General features: G+C 74.6%; 16 protein-coding genes. 6 read left to right on the top strand and 10 right to left on the bottom strand.

Translation table 11 applies throughout. From position 1 onward, the window contains the following. From ACIRGB_RS06505 to ACIRGB_RS06495, 3 genes are read right to left on the bottom strand one after another with little or no spacing between them, the layout of a single operon-like run. Positions 1-1,722: an L-aspartate oxidase gene (locus ACIRGB_RS06505; RefSeq protein WP_403859211.1), complete on the bottom strand. Its 1,722-nt coding sequence runs from the start codon at positions 1,720-1,722 to the stop codon at positions 1-3. Further along, positions 1,719-2,729, bottom strand: coding sequence for a pantoate--beta-alanine ligase (gene panC / locus ACIRGB_RS06500; RefSeq protein ID WP_403859209.1), 1,011 nt, complete (start codon positions 2,727-2,729; stop codon positions 1,719-1,721). The genes ACIRGB_RS06505 and panC overlap by 4 nt, the downstream gene beginning before the upstream one ends. After that, positions 2,726-3,769, bottom strand: coding sequence for a Rossmann-like and DUF2520 domain-containing protein (locus ACIRGB_RS06495; RefSeq protein ID WP_403859207.1), 1,044 nt, complete (start codon positions 3,767-3,769; stop codon positions 2,726-2,728). The genes panC and ACIRGB_RS06495 overlap by 4 nt, the downstream gene beginning before the upstream one ends. Positions 3,770-3,984: 215 nt before the next feature. Between ACIRGB_RS06495 and ACIRGB_RS06490 the strand changes: the two genes are divergently transcribed. Then, entirely contained in the window at positions 3,985-5,190 is a 1,206-nt protein-coding gene (locus tag ACIRGB_RS06490) for a threonine aldolase family protein (RefSeq protein ID WP_403859205.1), read from the top strand. Between the two features lie 66 nt (positions 5,191-5,256). Here the strand turns inward: ACIRGB_RS06490 and ACIRGB_RS06485 are convergent, their stop codons facing one another. Continuing rightward, complete coding sequence (locus tag ACIRGB_RS06485) at positions 5,257-5,472, bottom strand: hypothetical protein (protein ID WP_403859203.1); 216 nt, start codon at positions 5,470-5,472, stop codon at positions 5,257-5,259. Between the two features lie 186 nt (positions 5,473-5,658). On the opposite strand from ACIRGB_RS06485, the gene ACIRGB_RS06480 reads away from it, so the two are divergent. Beyond that, positions 5,659-6,765, top strand: a complete 1,107-nt coding sequence (locus ACIRGB_RS06480) for a DUF5937 family protein (protein WP_403859201.1) — start codon at positions 5,659-5,661, stop codon at positions 6,763-6,765. Between the two features lie 29 nt (positions 6,766-6,794). On the opposite strand, the gene ACIRGB_RS06475 is transcribed toward ACIRGB_RS06480, so the two are convergent. The 3 genes from ACIRGB_RS06475 to ACIRGB_RS06465 are packed head-to-tail and all read right to left on the bottom strand — an operon-like array spanning position 6,795 to position 9,394. Continuing rightward, positions 6,795-7,418 (bottom strand): AAA family ATPase, encoded by a 624-nt coding sequence (locus ACIRGB_RS06475; RefSeq protein ID WP_403859199.1) that lies wholly within the window; start codon positions 7,416-7,418, stop codon positions 6,795-6,797. 40 nt (positions 7,419-7,458) lie between these two features. Continuing rightward, the gene (locus ACIRGB_RS06470; RefSeq protein ID WP_403859198.1) at positions 7,459-8,133 is read right to left on the bottom strand and encodes a response regulator; all 675 of its coding nucleotides are present in this window, start codon (positions 8,131-8,133) and stop codon (positions 7,459-7,461) included. 55 nt (positions 8,134-8,188) lie between these two features. Then, positions 8,189-9,394 carry a sensor histidine kinase gene (locus ACIRGB_RS06465; RefSeq protein WP_403859197.1) on the bottom strand — a complete coding sequence of 402 codons (1,206 nt, stop codon included), beginning with the start codon at positions 9,392-9,394 and terminating at the stop codon, positions 8,189-8,191. Positions 9,395-9,512: 118 nt separating this feature from the next. On the opposite strand from ACIRGB_RS06465, the gene ACIRGB_RS06460 reads away from it, so the two are divergent. Beyond that, positions 9,513-10,601, top strand: a complete 1,089-nt coding sequence (locus ACIRGB_RS06460) for an SAM-dependent methyltransferase (protein ID WP_403859196.1) — start codon at positions 9,513-9,515, stop codon at positions 10,599-10,601. Here ACIRGB_RS06460 and ACIRGB_RS06455 read toward each other — a convergent pair. Next, positions 10,566-11,717 (bottom strand): NADH-quinone oxidoreductase subunit D, encoded by a 1,152-nt coding sequence (locus ACIRGB_RS06455; RefSeq protein ID WP_403859194.1) that lies wholly within the window; start codon positions 11,715-11,717, stop codon positions 10,566-10,568. The two genes, ACIRGB_RS06460 and ACIRGB_RS06455, sit on opposite strands and share 36 nt — an antisense overlap. A 31-nt stretch (positions 11,718-11,748) precedes the next feature. Between ACIRGB_RS06455 and ACIRGB_RS06450 the strand changes: the two genes are divergently transcribed. Together ACIRGB_RS06450 and ACIRGB_RS06445 are read left to right on the top strand one after the other, a co-directional pair. Next, a complete protein-coding gene (locus ACIRGB_RS06450; protein WP_403859192.1) occupies positions 11,749-12,300 on the top strand; it encodes a PH domain-containing protein in 552 nt (183 codons plus the stop codon). 302 nt (positions 12,301-12,602) lie between these two features. Further along, the gene (locus tag ACIRGB_RS06445) at positions 12,603-13,877 is read left to right on the top strand and encodes a PH domain-containing protein (protein ID WP_403859333.1); all 1,275 of its coding nucleotides are present in this window, start codon (positions 12,603-12,605) and stop codon (positions 13,875-13,877) included. 32 nt (positions 13,878-13,909) lie between these two features. On the opposite strand, the gene ACIRGB_RS06440 is transcribed toward ACIRGB_RS06445, so the two are convergent. Together ACIRGB_RS06440 and ACIRGB_RS06435 are read right to left on the bottom strand one after the other, a co-directional pair. Beyond that, positions 13,910-15,160 carry a hypothetical protein gene (locus tag ACIRGB_RS06440; RefSeq protein WP_403859190.1) on the bottom strand — a complete coding sequence of 417 codons (1,251 nt, stop codon included), beginning with the start codon at positions 15,158-15,160 and terminating at the stop codon, positions 13,910-13,912. 132 nt (positions 15,161-15,292) lie between these two features. Then, entirely contained in the window at positions 15,293-16,429 is a 1,137-nt protein-coding gene (locus ACIRGB_RS06435) for an alpha/beta hydrolase (protein WP_403859188.1), read from the bottom strand. 192 nt (positions 16,430-16,621) lie between these two features. On the opposite strand from ACIRGB_RS06435, the gene ACIRGB_RS06430 reads away from it, so the two are divergent. Next, a complete protein-coding gene (locus ACIRGB_RS06430) occupies positions 16,622-18,418 on the top strand; it encodes a phosphatidylglycerol lysyltransferase domain-containing protein (RefSeq protein WP_403859186.1) in 1,797 nt (598 codons plus the stop codon). Positions 18,419-18,764: the final 346 nt, after the last annotated feature.

The raw sequence follows: 18,764 nt of genomic DNA, 5'->3' as shown, positions 1-18,764 counted from the left end.
TCACTGCTCCTGGGGACGGTGCGTCGGCTGGGCGCCGTGGACGGTAGGGGGGAATTCTGGCGTGTCCGTGGTCTGCACGGCGAGGGTGCGGTCCGGGTTCAGCCGTACGACGATGTGGCGGCGCCACGTCGTGTCGTCGCGGTCCGCGTGGTCCTCGCGCCAGTGGCAGCCGCGGGTCTCCTCGCGCCGTGCCGCCGCGGCCACCAGGACCCGGGCCACGCACATGAGGTTGGTGGCCTCCCAGGTGTCGACGCCCGGCTCGGACGTCTTGCCGTTCTCGTGCAGGGCCTCGCGGGCCTCGGCGTGGAGGCCGTCCAGCCGGTCGGCCGCGCGCGTGAGGGAGTCCGCCGAGCGCAGGACGCCGGCGCCCTCCGTCATGATCCGCTGGATGGTGAGGCGGGCCTCGGGCGGGAGGAGGGGGTGCTCCGGGTGCTCGGGGTGCGGCAGGGGGGCCGGTACGCGGGCGTCGACCGTCCCGGCCGCGATGTCGGCGGCGATGCGTTCGGCGTAGACCAGTCCCTCCAGGAGGGAGTTGGAGGCCAGGCGGTTGGCGCCGTGCACGCCGGTGCAGGCGACCTCGCCGCAGGCGTACAGGCCGGGGACCGTCGTGCGGCCGTGGGCGTCGGTGCGGACGCCGCCGGAGGCGTAGTGGGCGGCCGGGGCGACGGGGATCGGCTCGGTGACCGGGTCGATGCCGTGGGTGCGGCAGGCGGCGAGGATCGTGGGGAAGCGGCGCTCCCACATGTCGGCGCCGAAGTGGCGCGCGTCCAGGTACATGTGCTCGGCGCCCCGCTCCTGCATGCGGCGCGTGATGGCCTTGGCGACGATGTCCCGGGGGGCGAGTTCCGCGAGTTCGTGCTGTCCCCGCATGAAGCGCACGCCGTCCGCGTCCACCAGGTGGGCGCCCTCGCCGCGCACCGCCTCGGAGACCAGGGGCTGCTGGCCCTCGGCGTCCGGGCCCAGGAAGAGGACGGTGGGGTGGAACTGGACGAACTCGAGGTCGCTCACCTCGGCGCCCGCGCGAAGGGCGAGGGCCACGCCGTCGCCCGTGGAGACGGCGGGGTTCGTGGTCGCCGAGAAGACCTGGCCCATGCCGCCGGTGGCGAGGACCACCGCGGGGGCGTGGACCGCCCCGACGCCGTCGTGCTGGCCCTCCCCCATGACGTGCAGGGTGACGCCCGCGGTGCGGCCCTCGGCGTCCGTGAGGAGGTCGAGGACGAGGGCGTTCTCGACCGTGCGCAGCCCGCGCGCGCGTACCGCCTCGACGAGGGCGCGGGAGATCTCGGCGCCGGTGGCGTCGCCGCCCGCGTGGGCGATGCGGCGGCGGTGGTGGCCGCCCTCGCGGGTGAGCGCCAGGCCGCCCTCGGTGGACTCGTCGAAGTGCGCGCCGGTCTCGATGAGCCGGCGTACGGCGTCCGGGCCCTCGGTGACCAGGATGCGGACCGCTTCCGCGTCGCACAGGCCGGCACCCGCGACCAGGGTGTCGTCCAGGTGCTGCTCGGGGGTGTCGCCCTCGCCGAGGGCCGCGGCGACGCCGCCCTGCGCCCAACGGGTGGAGCCGTCGTCCAGGCGGGCCTTGGTGACGACGACGGTCCGAAGCCCGGCGGCCTCGCAGCGCAGGGCCGCGGTGAGGCCCGCGACGCCGGAGCCGACGACCACCACGTCGGCGGCGACGGCCCAGCCGGGCGCGGGGGCGTGCAGTCGTATGCCTGTGCTGGTCACGAGGCGGCTCCGAGGGGTCCGAAGGTGAGGTGGACGTTGTCGATCAGGCGGGTCCCGCCGACCCGGGCGGCGACGGCGAGGACGGCCTCGCCGGTGTGGTCGTCGCCGATCTCGGTGAAGTCGGCCGGGTCCACCAGGGCGAGGTAGTCCAGCTCCAGGGGCGGGGTGGCGCGGGCGGCGTCGTCCAGTACCAGGCGGGCGGCGTCCCGGACGGCCGCGGCGCTGCCGGGCGCGGACGTGGCGACGGCGTGCGCGTCGGCCGCCGCGCGGGACTCGCCCAGGGCGCCCAGCGCCTCGGCGCGTGCCCGGGTGGCGGGTACTTCGCGGGCCCGCGCGCAGAGCGCCTCCTGGGCGGCGTGCCGGTCCTGGCCGGCGAAGAGCGCCTGCGAGAGCGCGAGAGCGGTACGCCGCTCCGCCGTGGAGAGGTAGCGGTTGCGGCTGGACAGGGCCAGGCCGTCCTCCTCGCGCACGGTGGGGACGCCGACGATCTCCACGCCGAAGTTCAGGTCGCGGACCATGCGGCGGATCAGCGCGAGCTGCTGGGCGTCCTTCTGGCCGTAGAGGGCGAGGTCGGGGCGGGTGAGGTGGAGCAGCTTGGCGACGACGGTGAGCATGCCGTCGAAGTGGCCGGGGCGGGAGGCGCCCTCCAGGCGTTCGCCCATGGGTCCTGCGGTGACGCGCACCTGGGGTTCGCCGCCCGGGTAGACCTCGTCGACGGAGGGGGCGAAGACGGCGTCGGCGCCCGCCCGCCCGGCGATCTCCACGTCGGCGTCCAGGGTGCGCGGGTAGCGGTCGAGGTCCTCACCGGCGCCGAACTGGAGGGGGTTCACGAAGACCGTGACGACGACCTCGCCGTCGGGGCCCGCGAGGTCGCGGGCCGTGCGGATCAGAGTGGCGTGGCCTTCGTGCAAGGCGCCCATGGTCATCACGACGGCCCGGCGGCCGGGCCGCACGCGCGCGTGCAGTTCGTCGGCGGTGCGGAGCAGGTCGGGCGGGGTGGTGGTCATCGGGCGCCTCCGTCGGTGCCGTCGGGGCCTTCCGGGCCGGGGGTTCCGTCGGGGCCTTCGGTGCCGGGGCTTTCGTCGGGGGCGTGCTTTCCGTCCGGGGTCGGGCCGCCGGTGGCTCCGGTGCCGGTGGCTCCCGTGGCTCCGTCGGCGAGTACCCCGAGCAGGTCCTCGGCCAGTTCGGCCTTCAGCAGCCCGTGGTCCAGGGCGCGGTCGGCGGTCGCGCGGGCCATCGCCAGGTAGCCGGCGACGGCCTGGGGGGCGTGGGCGCGCAGCTCCACGATGTGCGCGGCGACCGTGCCCGCGTCCCCGCGCGCGACGGGGCCGGTGAGGGCCGCGTCGCCGGAGCGCAGGGCGTTGTCGAGGGAGGCGCCCAGCAGCGGGCCGAGCATCCGGTCGGGGGCCGCCACCCCGGCCGTGCGCAGCAGCTCCATGGACTGGGCGACCAGGGTGATCAGGTGGTTGGAGCCCAGGGCCAGCGCCGCGTGGTAGAGCGGGCGCCGGTCCTCGGCGATCCACTCCGGCTCGCCGCCCATCTCGATGACCAGGGCCTCGGCGGCCAGCCGCAGTTCCTCGGGCGCGGTGACGCCGAAGGAGCAGCCGGCCAGGCGCTGGACGTCCACCGGGGTACCGGTGAACGTCATCGCCGGGTGCAGGGCCAGCGGCAGGGCGCCGGCGCGCAGCGCGGGGTCCAGGACCCTCGCGCCGTACCGCCCGGAGGTGTGCACCAGCAACTGGCCCGGGCGGACCGCCCCGGTCTCGGCGAGCCCGGTCACCAGGCCGGGCAGGGCGTCGTCGGGGACGGTCAGCAGGACCAGTTCGGCGCGCTGGAGGACTTCCGCGGGCGTCATCAGCGGCACGTCGGGGAGGAGGACGGCGGCGCGCCTCCTGGAGGCGTCGGAGACCCCGGAGACGGCCACCGGACGGTGCCCGGCGAGCTGGAGGGACGCGGCCAGCGCGGGGCCCACCCGCCCGGCGCCGACGACGCCTACGGTGAGCCGCGCGGGGCGGTCCTTGGGGTCTGGCTGTGGGGTTGTGTTCACGCGACGACGGCCTTCCCGTTCCAGTCCGCTCGGGGTACCGGACGATTTCTCGTCATGTTAACGCGATCGGTCCGGGCGACGTCCGGTTGTCCACAGGCTGTGGGTTTCCGTGCGACGGCGGGGGACACGTCCGGCCGCGCGCGTGGGGGGCGGGTTTCGGAAGGGGCGGGCAAACCCGGGTGCCCGCGGCGGCCGCCGCGCGGCATGATCCCGGCATGAGCGATACGGCGGCACACACGGAGCGGGCGGAACGGACGGAGCAGGCGGAACAGGCGGGTGAACCTGCGGCGGATCGGAGCGGGGGGCTCCGTGCGCGGCGCGTGGCCGCGCACCGCGGCGCGCGGCGCGTGCTCGCGTCCCCCGGGTTCAGCGCCACGGTGCGGGAGCGCCTCGCCCTGCTGGACGGAGCGGACGGACTGTACGACCTCGACGAGCCGGCCGACATGTACGGCAACGGCATCGTGGAGGCTCTGGAGGAGAAGACCGCCGCCCTGCTCGGCACCGAGGCCGCCGCCTTCTTCCCGACCGGCACCATGGCCCAGCAGGTGGCGCTGCGCTGCTGGGCGGGCCGCACCGGCAACCCGGTCGTCGCCCTGCACGGGCTCAGCCACCCCGAGCTGCACGAGCGCCACGCCTTCAGCCGGGTCAGTGGACTACGCCCGGTGCGGGTGACCAGCGAGCCCCGGGTGCCGACCGCCGACGAGGTACGCGACGTCGCGGAGCCGTTCGGGGCGCTGATGCTGGAGCTGCCGCTCAGGGAGGCCGGGTTCGTCCTGCCGGCCTGGGAGGAGCTGACCGAGGTCGTCGAGGCCGCCCGGGAGCGCGACGCGGTGGTCCATTTCGACGGAGCCCGCCTGTGGGAGTCCACCGTCCACTTCGGCCGCCCCCTGGCCGAGATCGCCGGCCTCGCGGACAGCGTGTACGTCTCGTTCTACAAGTCCCTCAAGGGGTACGGCGGTGCCGCCCTGGCCGGCCCGCGGACGCTGGTCGAGGAGGCCAGGGCCTGGCGGCACCGGTACGGCGGCGAGGTGTTCCAGCAGTTCCCCACGGTGCTGTCGGCGCTGTCCGGCCTGGAGCGCGAGCTGCCCCGGCTGCCCGCGTACGTGGCCCACGCGCGCGTGGTGGCCGCCGCGCTGCGCGAGGGCTTCGCGGCGGCCGGGCTGCCGTGGGCGCGGGTGCACCCGGAGGTGCCGCACACCCACGAGTTCCAGGTCTGGCTGCCCTACGACGCCGATGTCGTCGGCGAGGCCGCGGTCCGGCACGGCGAGGAGACGGGGACCATGCTGTTCTCCCGGGGCTGGTCCGCCCCCGGCCCGGGGATGGCCGTCACCGAGGTCTCGGTCGACGAGGCGGGCCTGGAGTGGACGGCCGAGGACGTGCGGGCGGCGGTCGCCGACTTCGCGGCACGGCTGGAGCGCTGAGACCGCCGGGCCCGGGGCGCCGAGGCCGGGTCCGCCGGCTGAACGCGGCGGGCCGGCGCCCCCGCGTCAGCCCAGGGCCCGCGGCCACAGGGACCACCACCTGCGCAGGGCCCGCCGTACCCGTCCCCGCGCGGGCCGCCCGGCGAGCACAGCCTCGAACTGACGGCGGTCGTGCCACTCGCGCACGACCTGCCAGTCGTGGGCGCCGGGCGCGGGCGGCGCGGACTCGCCGAGCTGCCGGGCACGGTAGGTGTCGAGGAGGTACTGCTGCGTGATGCTCATGGCGGACCGCCTTCGTCGCGGAGAACGCGAACGTCGGGAACGTGAGGAAGGGAAGTGGAGGGGAAGGGGGCTCCGCGGCTGCCCCGATGGCCCCAGACTGCTCCGGTCCGCGCGCCAGGTCGCGCCGATTGACGGCGGCGGTCAATCGGCGGCCGCGTTGTCGGTGGCGGCGTGCACCATGGGGGCATGAGCGTGCGCATCGACATCGCGGGGCTGCGGCCGGAGAGGGTCGCCGTCGTGCCCTCACCGCTGGCCGAGCTGGGCATGGCGCTGCACGCGCTGTCCGAGCCGGGCCACCACCCGGGGTTGCAGGGCTGGGCGACCGGCGTGACCGCCCGGCTGGACTCGCATCTGGCCGACCGGATGTGCGAGGCCGACTTCCTGTGGCGGACGACCTTCTCGGACCTGTTCATGCCGTTCGCCGGGGTGCCGGGCCGCAGCACCCTGCCCGGCGCCACCCTCGCCGAGGACCTGGACCTGCTCGACAAGCTGTCCGACGAGCAGTTCGTCGACGCGGCCCTGGAGTTCACCTGCGCGCTGCCGTACAGCACCGGTGGGGTCTCGGCGCTGGAGGACTCCGAGGTGCGCCGGCGCGCGCTGGACCTGGCCGCCGCGCGGGGACCGCAGCAGCTGCGTTTCAGCGAGCGGCTGCTGGCCGATCCGCCGCGGATCAGGGACTGGCTGCGGCAGTTCGCGCGGGACTGCGACGAGGCGTTCTTCGCGGAGGCCTGGTCCCGGCTGCGCCACCAGCTCGCGGCGGACGCCCGGCACAAGACGGACCTGCTGCGCCGCAAGGGCCTCGCCGGGGCGCTGGCCGCCGTGTCCCCGGCGGTGACGCTGGACGAGGGCGGCGCGCGGATCATCGTCGACAAGCTGGGCGACGGACGTTCGGCGACGGCGGACGGCGGCCTGCTGCTGGTCCCGACCAGCCTGGGCTGGCCGCACCTGATGGTCCTGCACCGGCACGACTGGCAGCCGGTGCTGCACTACCCGGTCGGCTCCCCCGAGCTGGCCTCACCGCCGTCGGTCGAGCAGCTCACCCTGCGGATGACCGCGCTGTCCCACCCGGTGCGGATGCGGATCTGCCGGCACCTGGCCCGCAGCGCGTACACCACGAGCGAGCTGGCCCAGGCGCACGGCATGACGGCCCCGGAGATATCCCGGCACCTGGGCGTGCTGAAGAAGGCCGGACTGATCACCACCCGGCGCCGCGGCCGGTACGTCCTGCACCAGCTGGACGTCACGGTGGTGGCCCGGCTGGGCAGCGACTTCCTGGAGGGAATCCTGCGCTAGCCCCGCCCTTGCCGTCGCGGGCCGGCCGGTCAGTCGAGCCGGATGTGCCGGAGGCCGACCCCCGCCTGCCGCATCCGGGTGCGCAGCGCGCCCTCGTTGTTGGGCTTCAGGGTGAGTCCCGCGAGCACGGCGATGCGGTCGGCGGTCTTCGGGACGGTCGTGTGGTCCGTCCACAGGTGCTCGGCGAACTCCGGCTCGGCCAGCCGCTCCAGGCAGTGGTCGAGCCGCCGCACGGCCCAGCTCTCCCGGCGCGGCCTCCCCGTCACGTACCGCAGGCCCTGTCCGAGGCGGCGCTCGCGCAGCCGCCGCACGACGGTCCCGCGTTCGGCGAGGAGGGTGAAGTGGTGGACGTCGTGGCCCAGTTCGCGCAGCCGGCCGACGGTCTCGGCGAAGTACCCGGAGTCGGTGACCGTCATGGGCACGATGACGACGCCGTCGTGTCCGGTGAGGGCCAGGTCCAGCACCTCCACGACCCCCTGCCGCCAGGAGACCAGGTCCTGGAAGTCCTGCCGCAGCTCGGGCGGCAGCATGCGGCGCAGTCCGAAGCCGGCGTGCTCGGGGTCGCAGACGACGCTGCCGGGCAGCCGGCGCCGTATCTCGTGCGCGGTCTGCGTCTTACCGCCCCCGAAAGGGCCGTTGATCCACAGGAGCATGCGCAGACCCTACCGACGCGGAGCCCCGCGCACAGGCCGGTCAGCCGTGTCCGCCGCCGGCCCGCACCAGTCCGGTCTCGTAGGCGAGGACCACCACCTGCACGCGGTCGCGCAGGCCCAGCTTGGTCAGGATGCGGCCCACGTGCGTCTTGACGGTCGCCTCCGACAGCACGAGCCGCGCCGCGATCTCGCCGTTGGACATGCCCTGCGCCACCAGCACCATCACCTCGCGCTCCCGCTCGGTGAGCCGCTGCAACTCCTTCTGCCGGGGCTCCTGTCCGGTGGCCGGCAGCATCGGCGCGAACCGGTCCAGGAGCCGCCGGGTGGTGGAGGGCGCGACCACCGCGTCACCGCTGTGCACGGAGCGGATCGCGGCGAGCAGCTCGCCGGGCGGCACGTCCTTGAGCATGAAGCCGGAGGCGCCCGCCTTCAGCGCCGAGAAGGCGTACTCGTCGAGGTCGAAGGTGGTCAGGATCAGCACCTTCGGCGCGGCCGGGTCCACGCAGATCCGGCTGGTGGTCTCCACGCCGTCGAGCTTGGGCATGCGGACGTCCATCAGGACGACGTCCACGGCGGTCGAGCGCAGCACCTGGAGCGCCTCGACGCCGTCGCCCGCCTCCGCGACGACCTCCATGTCCGGCTGGGCCGCCAGCACCATCCGGAACCCGGTGCGCAGCAGCACCTGGTCGTCGACGAGCATCACGCGGATCGCCATCGGGCCTCTTCTTCCTTACAGGTGTCAACGTCGGACATGCGTGGGGGCGTGGTGGTCAGGGCGAGGGTTTCAGCGGCAGCAGCGCGCTGACCCGGAATCCTCCGCCCGGCCGGGGGCCCGCGTCCAGGGTTCCGCCGACCATGCCGATCCGCTCGCGCATGCCGATCAGCCCGTGGCCCTGGCCGTCGAAGCCGCCCTCCTCGTACAGCTCGTGCGGGGCGCCCTTGCCGTCGTCCTCGACGAGCAGGCCGAGCCCGTCGTCGAAGTAGACCAGGCGCACGCTCGCGCCCGCGTTCTCGCCGCCGTGCTTGCGCGTGTTGGTCAGCGCCTCCTGCACGATGCGGTACGCGGTCAGCTCCACTCCGCTGGGCAGCTGCCGCGGGGTGCCCTCGACCTTGAAGTCGACCGGCAGCCCCGAGGTGCGGCACTGCTCGACGAGGTCCTCGATCTGCTCGACGTCGGGCTGCGGAACGTACTCCCCGGCCTCCTTGTGCTCGCCGGTGCGCAGCACGCCGAGCAGGCGGCGCATCTCCGCGAGCGCCTGCCGGCCGGTGGAGGAGATGGTCTCCAGGGCCTTCTTCGCCTGGTCGGGCGCCGCGTCCAGGACGTAGGCGGCGCCGTCGGCCTGCACCACCATGACGGAGACGTTGTGCGCGACCACGTCGTGCAGCTCGCGGGCGATCCGGGCGCGCTCGGCGGCGACCGCGACCTTGGCCTGTGCCTCGCGCTCCTTCTCCAGCCGGGTCGCGCGCTCCTCCAGCTGCGCGAAGTACGCGCGCCGGGTGCGGATGGAGTCGCCGAGCACCCAGGCGAGGGCGAAGGGGACCGCCTGGAAGACCGTCACCGCGATGGTGGGGCCCATGCCCAGCTCGCTGTCGGCCCAGCGGAGCTGGGCCAAGGGGGCAGCGCACAGGCCGGTGGTCAGCGCGGTACGGGAGGCCCAGCGGGCGCCGGTCGCGGCCACGGTGTAGATGATCACCAGGAAGGCGAAGTCGGCGGGCATCGTCGCGACGTCGAAGACCAACTGCCCCACGCCGAGTGCGACGGCGAGCAGCAGCATCCGCTCCGGCGCCCGCTGGCGCAGCGCGATCACCAGGCTGAGCAGCACCACGAAGGGGACGATCAGCGCCACGTTGTCCGTCCCGTCCGCCCGCGTCCCCGTGGTCGCCGAGGACACCAGGGAGATGCCGAGCACGACGAGGGCCCAGAAGGTGTCGACACCGGTCGGGTGTCTGCGGAGGAAGTCGTAGAGGCGCTGCACGTAACCCAGCGTAGGGAAGTGGAATAGGTGCAGGGGTCAACCGGAGGGCCGATCCGCATCGTCCGCGCATACTCCCCAAGGTGGAGGCTCCGTTCTTCTGTGCCCCTAGCCTGGGTCTGTGACACCAGGGACGGCAGGGCTCAGAGGGGCTGCGGAGACGCGGGAGCAGTGGCGGGGCTGGCGAGAGGCCACGCAGGAGGCCCTCTACGGACCGGAGGGCTTCTACCGCGTGGGACCCGAAGGGCCGGCCGGGCACTTCCGCACGTCCGTGCACGCGTCGCCGCTGTTCGCGGGGGCCGTGGCGCGGCTGCTGTGCCGGGTCGACGAGGCGCTGGGCCGGCCCCCGGTGCTCGACTTCGTGGACATGGCGGCCGGACGGGGCGAGCTGGTCACCGGGGTGCTGGCGGCCCTGCCCGCCGAGGTGGCCGCCCGCACGCGCGCGCACGCCGTCGAGATCGCCGCCCGCCCCGAGGGCCTCGACCGGCGGGTCCGCTGGCTCCGCGAGCCGCCGCACGGCCTCACCGGGCTGCTGTTCGCCAACGAGTGGCTGGACAACGTGCCGGTGGAGGTGGCGGAGGTGGACGCCGCGGGCGTGGTGCGTCGGGTGCTCGTGCGGGGCGACGGGGCGCAGCGGCTCGGGGAGCCGGTGGCCGGGGCGGAGGCCGAGTGGCTGGCCCGGTGGTGGCCGCTGGCCGGCGAGGAGGGGCTGCGGGCGGAGATCGGGCTCCCCCGCGACGCGGCCTGGGCGTCGGCCGTGGCGGCGCTGGACGCCGGGCTCGCGGTGGCCGCCGACTACGCGCACACGGCGGCCGCCCGCCCGCCGTTCGGGACGCTCACGGGCTTCCGGCAGGGCCGGGAGACGGCGCCGGTGCCCGACGGGTCGTGCGACATCACCGCACACGTGGCACTGGACGCGTGCGCGGCCGCCCACACCGCGAGGTGCACTCCGGGGTACGCGCCCCCGGCAGCGCTGATGCGCCCCCAGCGCGAGGCCCTGCACGCCCTCGGCGTCACCGGCGCACGCCCTCCGCTCGCGCTGGCCTCCACCGATCCGGCGGCGTACGTGCGCGCCCTCGCGAGCGCCTCCCGGGCCGCCGAACTGACCGCGCCGGGCGGCCTGGGCGACTTCTGGTGGCTGCTCCAGCCGGTGGGCGCCCTCGACGCCGCCGCGCTACTTGTCGATGTCGCCGACCACGAAGAACAGTGACCCCAGGATCGCCACCATGTCCGCGACCAGCGTCCCGGGCAGCAGGTCCGCCAGCGCCTGGATGTTGTTGTACGACGCCGAGCGCAGCTTCAGCCGGTAGGGGGTCTTCTCGCCCTTGCTGACCAGGTAGTAGCCGTTGATGCCGAGCGGGTTCTCGGTCCAGGCGTAGGTGTGGCCCTCGGGCGCCTTCAGCACCTTCGGGAGCCGTTGGTTGACCGGACCCGGGTCCAGCCCGGCGAGGCGGTCCAGGCAGGCGTCGGCGAGGTCGAGGGCGTTGTGCGTCTGCTCCAGGAGGCACTCGAAGCGGGCCAGGCAGTCGCCCTCGGCGCGGGTGACGACCTTGAGGGTGTCCTGGAGATCGCCGTAGGCGAGGTAGGGCTCGTCGCGGCGCAGGTCGAAGTCGACGCCGGAGGCGCGCGCGATCGGCCCGCTGACGCCGTAGGCGTGCACGGCCTCGGCGCTCAGGGCGCCCACGCCCCGCGTACGCCCCCGGAAGATCTCGTTGCCGAGCACCAGGTCGTCGAAGACGTCCATGCGCGAGCGCACGGCGGCGACGGCGGCACGCGCGCGCGTGGTCCAGCCCGCCGGAAGGTCCTCCTTGAGACCGCCGACGCGGTTGAACATGTAGTGCATGCGCCCGCCGGAGACCTCCTCCATCACGTTCTGGAGGACCTCCCGCTCCCGGAAGGCGTAGAAGACCGGGGTGATGCCGCCCAGCTCCAGCGGGTACGACCCGAGGAACATCAGGTGGTTGAGCACCCGGTTCAGCTCGGCGAGCAGCGTCCGCGTCCACACCGCGCGCGGGGGGACCTCCATGCCGAGCATCCGCTCGACGGCGAGGACGACGCCCAGCTCGTTGGAGAAGGCCGACAGCCAGTCGTGGCGGTTGGCGAGCATGATGATCTGACGGTAGTCACGGGCCTCGAACAGCTTCTCCGCGCCGCGGTGCATGTACCCGATCACCGGCTCCGCGCTCGTGATGCGCTCGCCGTCCAGAACCAGCTTGAGCCGCAGCACGCCGTGGGTGGACGGGTGCTGGGGCCCGATGTTGAGCACCATGTCGGTGCTCTCCGCGGCACCGCCGATTCCGACCGTGGTCTCCGTCGTAGGAGTCATGAACACAGTCTCCCCTACGTACGCTGGCCCCATGGAGACGGGGAGCCCGGACGACACGGGCACGGCGGGGGCGACACGGGCGGCGGGTCCGGCGGGGCCGACGGCGGTTCCGGCGCGGGAGGAGCCGGTGTGGACCGGCCTGCCGCCGGGGCTGCTGCACATGCGGCGACTGCTGCTGGTGGTGTGGCTCGGCCTGCTGACGCTCGCCGCGGGGGTACTGCCCGCCCTGTTCCTGACCCCCTACTGGGCCGCCCTGGCGCTGCTGCCGCTGGCCCTGCTGGCCTGGGGCTGGGTGATGCTGGGGCGCAACTGGCGTTCCTGGCGGTACGCCGAGCGCGCCGACGACCTGCTGATCTGCCGGGGCGTGCTGTGGCGGGAGGAGACCGTCGTCCCGTACGGACGCATGCAGCTGGTCGAGGTGACCTCCGGGCCGGTCGAGCGGCACTTCGGCCTGGCCAGCGTGCAGCTGCACACGGCCGCCGCCGCGACCGACGCGACCATCCCCGGCCTCGACCCGGCCGAGGCGGAACGCCTCCGCGACCGCCTCACCGAGCTGGGCGAGGCCCGATCGGCGGGACTGTGACCGGGCCCGGGGCCGGGAAGGACACGGCCGAGGACGACACGACGGGACGCGCGGGCGGAGCGGGCGGACCGGCGGACGGCGTCAGGAAGCCCGGCCCGACGGACCCGGCGAACCCGCCGGACGCGTCGGTCGCCGCGGCAAGCGAGGCCGGCGCCCCCAGCCGGCCCCCGCACGACGTACCCCGCCCCCCGGACGACACACCGGGCCCGACCGCCCGTACGACAGCCCCCGCGCCCGGCCCGGCGGGGACCGGCACCGGCACCGATGCGCTCCCGCCCGTCGCGGAGGTCGTCGAGCGGCGCCTGCACCCGGTCACACCCCTGCGGCGGGCGTGGGCGCCGGTCGCCGTGCTCGTCGGGTGGGCCGTGCACGACCCCGACCAGGCACAGCGCCAGCTGACCCGGCTGACCACGACCCACCTGCTGATCGGCCTCGCCGTACTGATCCCGGCCGCCGCCCTGTACGGCTTCCTCACCTGGTGGTTCACCCACTACGCGGTGACCGACAGCGAGCTGCGGATCCGCACCGGACTGCTGTTCCGGCGCACCGCGCACATCCGCCTGGAACGCATCCAGGCGATCGACGTCACCCAGCCCCTGCTGGCCCGGGTCGCGGGGGTCGCCAAGCTCGAGCTCGACGTCATAGGCACCGGCAAGAAGGACGAACTGGCCTTCCTGGGCGCCGACGACGCGCGTGCGCTGCGGGCCGAGCTGCTCGCGCGCGCGGCGGGCTTCGCGCCCGAGACCGCGCACGAGGTCGGCGAGGCCCCCTCGCGGCAGCTGCTCCGGGTGCCGCCCGGCGTCCTCGCCGTCTCCCTGCTGCTGACCGGCGCGACCTGGGGCACGCTGCTCGCCGCCGTCGTCGTACCGACCCTGCTGTGGCTGGCCACCCACAACCTGTGGACGGTGCTGGCGACCGCCCTGCCGCTGGTGGGCGCCGCGGGCGCGAGCAGCGCGGGCCGGTTCGTCGGGGAGTACGACTGGACGGTGGCCGAGTCCCCGGACGGGCTCCGCATCGACCACGGGCTGCTGGACCGCGCCCACGAGACGGTGCCGCCGGGCCGGGTGCAGACCGTGCGCCTCGTGGAGCCGCTGCTGTGGCGGCGCCGCCGCTGGGTACGGGTGGAGCTGGACGTGGCCGGGTCGTCGAACTCGGTGCTGCTGCCGGTCGCCCCGCGCGAGATCGCCGAGTCGGTCGTCGCGCGCGTGCTGCCCGGGGTGACCGTGCCGACGGGAGCGGAGCTGTCGCGCCCGCCGCGGCGGGCGGCGCGGTGCAGACCGCTGTGGTGGCGCGGCCACGGCCTCGCCGTCACGGACGCGGTCTTCGCCGCCCGGTACGGCCTGCTGCGCCGCAGCCTGGCGCTGGTGCCGCACGCCAAGGTGCAGAGCGTCCGCCTGACGCAGGGGCCCTGGCGGCGCGCCCTGCGGCTGGCCGACGTCCACGTGGACACGGGGGCGAACAAGACCGTGACGGCCCGCCTGCGCGACGCGGACGAGGCCGCGGAGCTGCTGCGGAGCCAGGCGGAACGGTCCAGGACCGGCCGCCGGGACGCCCTGCCCGACCGCTGGATGGCCTGAGGCCCGCCGGGCCCGCGACGCGCCGGGGGCGGTCAGGAGACCGCGCTGCGCAGCCCCTGTACGTCGATCTGCTCGGTCTCGTCGTGGGCCGTCAGGTCGATCACCTGGCCCACGCCCCGGGACTCCGCACCGGGCTGCTTGAAGGCGACCTCGGCCTCGGCCTTGTGCAGGGCGAGCGCCTCCTGGCCGACCACGTCGGCGAGGTCCTCGTTCTGGACGGTCTCCAGAGCGGCGTCGGAAGCGGACGCCGCGGCCGCCCCGTCCACCGCGCCCTCGGGGTCCTTGGTGCCGAAGAAGTCGAAGCCGCCCTCGACCGCCGGACGCCGTGCCGGAGCCGACGGTACGACGGCCACCGCGGTCGGCACCGTGAAGTGCCCGTCGGCCCGCCGGGTGGACTGAGTGGGCTGCGCGGGCCCCTCGTCGGTGGAGGTCGACGGGGAGGCGGCACCGGTGCGCTCGTGGCCGTCGGCCGCCTCGGTCTGCCCCTGCGCCTCGTCCTCCTGCCCCGCCTCGGCCGCCGCGCCCTCGCCACCGCCGTCACCGCCGTCACCGCCGCCGTCACCGTCGGAGTCGTCGGACGCTTCGGCCCGGTCGCCCCCGTCCGGGTCGGGCGCGTCCCCGTCGAGGCGGGCCAGTGCCGCGCTCGCCCGCAGGAACAGCCGGGACCCCGCGGGCGAGAAGACCGCGGGCGCGGAGACCTCGTCGCCGCCGCCCTTTTCGTCCGGGTCCGGCGTGGCCTGGTCCGGCGTCACCTGATCCGGCGTGGCCCGGTCCGGCGTCTCCTGGGCCGGGGCGGGGCGGGCCGCGGGCAGCGCGGGTGTCTGCGGCGCGGCCTCTATCTCCAGCAGCCGGCGGCCCTCCAGCGCGCTGGCGCGCTCGGTCTCCGCCGTGGCGTAGCGCCGCAGCAGCGCGGCGTGCTCGTTGCGCAGCCCCGCCAGCTCGGTGCGCTTGGCCCGCAGCCGGTGCTCCAGCTTCTGCCGCAGCGCGCGCGACTCCTCCAGGTCGGACTCCAGTTCGGCGACCCGTTCCTCGAAGCGCCACTCGTCGCTCGCCCGCGCGCGTGTGAGGTCGGCGACCTGCCGGCCCGCCTGCGCGTCCCAGTGCCGCATGACGACCGCGCCGACCACGGCCGTCACCGCGGCGGCCGCGGCCAGGACGCGAAGGATCGCGGTCTCGCTGAACACCCAGGGCCCGAGGGCGCAGACGACCGAAACGCCTGCGATCGCCGACGGGGGAAGCAGCCTGTGCAGAGGCGGGGAATGGCGGTGACGTCCACGTGGCATGGCCAGAAACTTACCGCGCGTAGGCGAATCTTGGCGCCCCGCCCCGTAAAAACACGGCGCTCTCCGACGTGTTCACAGGGAACCGGGAATTCACATCCCCGACGACGAGCGCATTACTCCGGAATTCCAAGATCATTTATCACTGCCGCCCCCACCCAGCCGCTCGTCCAGCCACCGCAGCGTCGCGGGAATCTCCCGCCGCCAGGTATTGAAGTTGTGCCCGCCGCTTTCCAGGATGATCGACGAGATCCGCGTCGGCCTCTTGCCCTTCACCAGTTCGATGAACTTCAGGGTGTCCTTGTAGTTCGTCTCGCCGGTCCTGCTGCTGGTGACGAGCAGTGAAGTGTCGGGCGCGGGAGCGTGCTTGAGGTACCACGACAGGTCGGCCCGCTTCTCGCGCTCCTCGTCCCCCTGGAAGAGGTCGCCCGTGGTGGGGTCGTTCGGCGCTTCGTAGTACGGGGACAGCCCGGCCCCGGCGGCGTACACCTCCGGGTGGTGCGCGGCGAGTTTCAGGGCGCAGTAGCCGCCGGTCGAGTTGCCGACGACACCCCAGCCGCGCGGCCCCCCGGCCACCCGGTAGTGGGCGCTGACCGCCTCGGGAAGGTCCTTCGCGAAGAACGTCTCCGTCTGCGGTCCGCCCGGCACGTCCACGCACTCCGTGTCGCGCGGCGGCGCCACCGTGGGCCGCAGCATCACCAGGATCGTCGGCCGCATCCGACCGGCCTTCGCCAGCTCCAGCGCCGTACGCGGGTAATGGAGTTTGTCCACCAACGCCTCGGCCGTCCCCGGATAACCGGTCAGGACGACGGCCGCGGGAAACCTGCGGTCACGGTGGCGCGCCTGGAAGTACTCCGGCGGCAGATAGACGAACGCGGGGGACGCGATCCGCGACGTGCGCCCGACGACCCGTATCTCCTCGACCCGCCCCGTGACCTCGGGCCGCGCCCCGCCCGCAGGCGTCACCCGGCGCTCACCGACGACCCGCAACGGCCCGTCGCCCGCCCCGGCGGAGTGATCCACGACCACCCCCTGCCCGTCCTCCCGCCCGAACAGGTCGGCCCAGCTGCCGTAGAACCCGAAGGACTGATTGGCGACCAGCCCCACGGCCGCGAAGACCGCCACCTGGGTGGCGAGCAGCAGTCCGACCCTCCCCAGGACGGCCCGCACGCTCCGCCGGGCCAGCCGCGGCCACAGCCACACCGTCCCGGCGAACAGCAGCACGCCGGCCACCACCGCCAGCGCCAGCACCTTGTTGCTCGTGAGACCCATGCCTTGCTACCTGCCCGCGCCTTCCGTACGCCCGTGCGTTCGTCCGTCCGGGCTTTGTGATCAGGAGAGTGAACCTCTCCCTCCGAGACACCGTCCTAGAGGGCGCAATGTCGCCGGATGCCCGAAACGGGCCCGGATCCACGCTCTCTCGCAGAACAAACAGGTGCGATGTCTGTCAGGACAGATGAGGAAATGTCGGTCGGGGTTCCGACGAGGCCCACCCGCGTACCCCGCGCCCTGCGCGGCCCCCGCCCCGAGCGCGTCCCCCTCCTCGTCGGCCGCGCCTGCGCGCTCGTCGGCCTGCTGGACATCGCGGCCGGTTCCTTCCCCCGCTTCCGGCACAGCCGGATGCACGCCTTCGCCGAAGTCCTCCCCGGCTCCTTCGGCCCCTTCGCCGCGGCCCTCTCCCTCAGCGCCGGCGTCCTGCTCCTCCTGCTCGCGCACGGCCTCAAGCGCCGCAAGCGCCGGGCCTGGCGGGCGGCCGTGGCCCTGCTCCCGCTCGGCGCCGCCGCCCAGTTCACGTACCGCCACTCCCTCCTCGGCGTACTGATCTCCCTGGCCCTGCTGGCCCCCCTCCTGCGCCACCGCGCCGAGTTCGCCGCCCTCCCCGACCCCCGCAGCCGCTGGCGGGCCCTGGCCAACTTCGTCCTCATGAGCGCGGGTTCCGTCCTGCTCGGCCTGCTGGTGGTCAACGCCCACCCGCACCGCATGCTCGGCGACCCGAGCCTGGCCGACCGCCTCACCCATGTCCTGTACGGCCTGTTCGGCGTCGAGGGCCCGGTCGACTACCGGGGCAACACCTCCTGGACGGTCGCCTTCTCCCTCGGCGCGCTCGGCCTCCTGACCGCCGTCACCACCATCTACCTGGCCTTCCGCCCCGAACACCCCGCGGCCCGCCTCACCGAGGACGACGAGACCCGGCTGCGCGCCCTGCTCGCCCGGCACGGGGGCCGCGACTCCCTCGGCCACTTCGCGCTGCGCCGCGACAAGGCCGTCGTCTTCTCCCCCAGCGGCAAGGCCGCCGTCACCTACCGCGTCGTCTCCGGCGTGATGCTGGCCAGCGGCGACCCGATCGGCGACGTCGAGGCCTGGCCGGGCGCCATCGAACGCTTCATGGACGAGGCCCGCGCCCACTCCTGGACCCCGGCTGTCATGGGCTGCTCGGAGACCGGCGGCGAGGTCTGGACCCGCGAGACGGGCCTCGACGCCCTCGAACTGGGCGACGAGGCGGTGGTGGACGTGGCGGATTTCTCCCTCGCCGGCCGCGCGATGCGCAACGTGCGCCAGATGGTCAAGCGCATCGAGCGCGCCGGTTACGAGACCCGCGTACGGCGCGTGGCTGACCTGTCCGACGCCGAACTGGACCGCGTCCGCCGCGCCGCCGACGCGTGGCGCGGCACGGACACCGAGCGCGGCTTCTCCATGGCCCTGGGCCGCGTCGGCGACCCGTCCGACGGGGACTGCCTGATAGCGACGGCCCACAAGCAGGACGCCGAACCCGGCGAGTACGGCGACCTCAAGGCGGTCCTGCACTTCGTGCCGTGGGGCACGGACGGGGTCTCCCTCGACCTCATGCGCCGCGACCGCGCGGCCGACCCCGGCATGAACGAACTCCTGATCGTGGCCGCGCTCCAGGCCGCGCCGAAGCTGGGCATCGCGCGGGTGTCGCTGAACTTCGCCATGTTCCGCGCGGCGCTCGCGCGCGGGGAGAAGATCGGCGCGGGTCCGGTCCTGCGGGCATGGCGGGGCCTGCTGGTCTTCCTCTCCCGCTGGTTCCAGATCGAGTCCCTGTACAAGTTCAACGCGAAGTTCCGGCCCCGGTGGGAGCCGCGCTTCGTCGTCTACCGCCGCTCCGCCGACCTCCCCCGCATCGGCTTCGCCGCGATGCAGGCGGAAGGCTTCGTCACGCTGTCGCTGCCGCGGTTCCTGCGACGCCGGACCCCGTCGCGCCGCCCCTGCGCACACCAGGCACCGGCGCGGACGGCGTGACGACGCTCCTTGGGCACCCGGCGTGGGTGTGACCGCGGGGGTGGGGAGCGCGGCCCGGCGTAGCGGGGTGCCGCTGCGCCCACCCGTGCCGCCCCAGCGGCACGACTGCCCGCAGCTAGGGCGACTGGCGACGGCGCAGCTAGGGCGGCGCAGCGACGGCCCGCAGCTGCGCGCACGCGGCGGGAGAGCCGCGTACGGCGAGAAGGGGTCGGGTCGGGGGGTGTCCGCCCGCAGCGGTTGGCGCGTCAACGCCCCGCACCTCTGCAAACACCCGATTCCGCGCCGTTCCGAGGACGGACACCCCCCGGCGCGGCCCCGACCCACCCACCGGACGCACCGCGCACCG

It is taken from the genome of Streptomyces sp. NPDC102490 (genome assembly GCF_044765285.1).
In the GTDB taxonomy this organism is placed as follows: Bacteria; Actinomycetota; Actinomycetes; order Streptomycetales; family Streptomycetaceae; genus Streptomyces.
The sequence above is the reverse complement of the archived record's forward strand: the minus strand, read 5'-3'. Positions and strand labels throughout refer to the sequence as shown.

Coding starts and splice junctions, on each gene's coding strand:
- panC (WP_403859209.1), bottom strand. CDS start 2,729: ATGACCACCACCCCGCCCGACCTGCTCCGCACCGCCGACGAACTGCAC.
- ACIRGB_RS06490 (WP_403859205.1), top strand. CDS start 3,985: ATGAGCGATACGGCGGCACACACGGAGCGGGCGGAACGGACGGAGCAG.
- ACIRGB_RS06485 (WP_403859203.1), bottom strand. CDS start 5,472: ATGAGCATCACGCAGCAGTACCTCCTCGACACCTACCGTGCCCGGCAG.
- ACIRGB_RS06480 (WP_403859201.1), top strand. CDS start 5,659: ATGAGCGTGCGCATCGACATCGCGGGGCTGCGGCCGGAGAGGGTCGCC.
- ACIRGB_RS06475 (WP_403859199.1), bottom strand. CDS start 7,418: ATGCTCCTGTGGATCAACGGCCCTTTCGGGGGCGGTAAGACGCAGACC.
- ACIRGB_RS06470 (WP_403859198.1), bottom strand. CDS start 8,133: ATGGCGATCCGCGTGATGCTCGTCGACGACCAGGTGCTGCTGCGCACC.
- ACIRGB_RS06455 (WP_403859194.1), bottom strand. CDS start 11,717: ATGACTCCTACGACGGAGACCACGGTCGGAATCGGCGGTGCCGCGGAG.
- ACIRGB_RS06450 (WP_403859192.1), top strand. CDS start 11,749: ATGGAGACGGGGAGCCCGGACGACACGGGCACGGCGGGGGCGACACGG.
- ACIRGB_RS06440 (WP_403859190.1), bottom strand. CDS start 15,160: ATGCCACGTGGACGTCACCGCCATTCCCCGCCTCTGCACAGGCTGCTT.
- ACIRGB_RS06435 (WP_403859188.1), bottom strand. CDS start 16,429: ATGGGTCTCACGAGCAACAAGGTGCTGGCGCTGGCGGTGGTGGCCGGC.
- ACIRGB_RS06430 (WP_403859186.1), top strand. CDS start 16,622: ATGTCGGTCGGGGTTCCGACGAGGCCCACCCGCGTACCCCGCGCCCTG.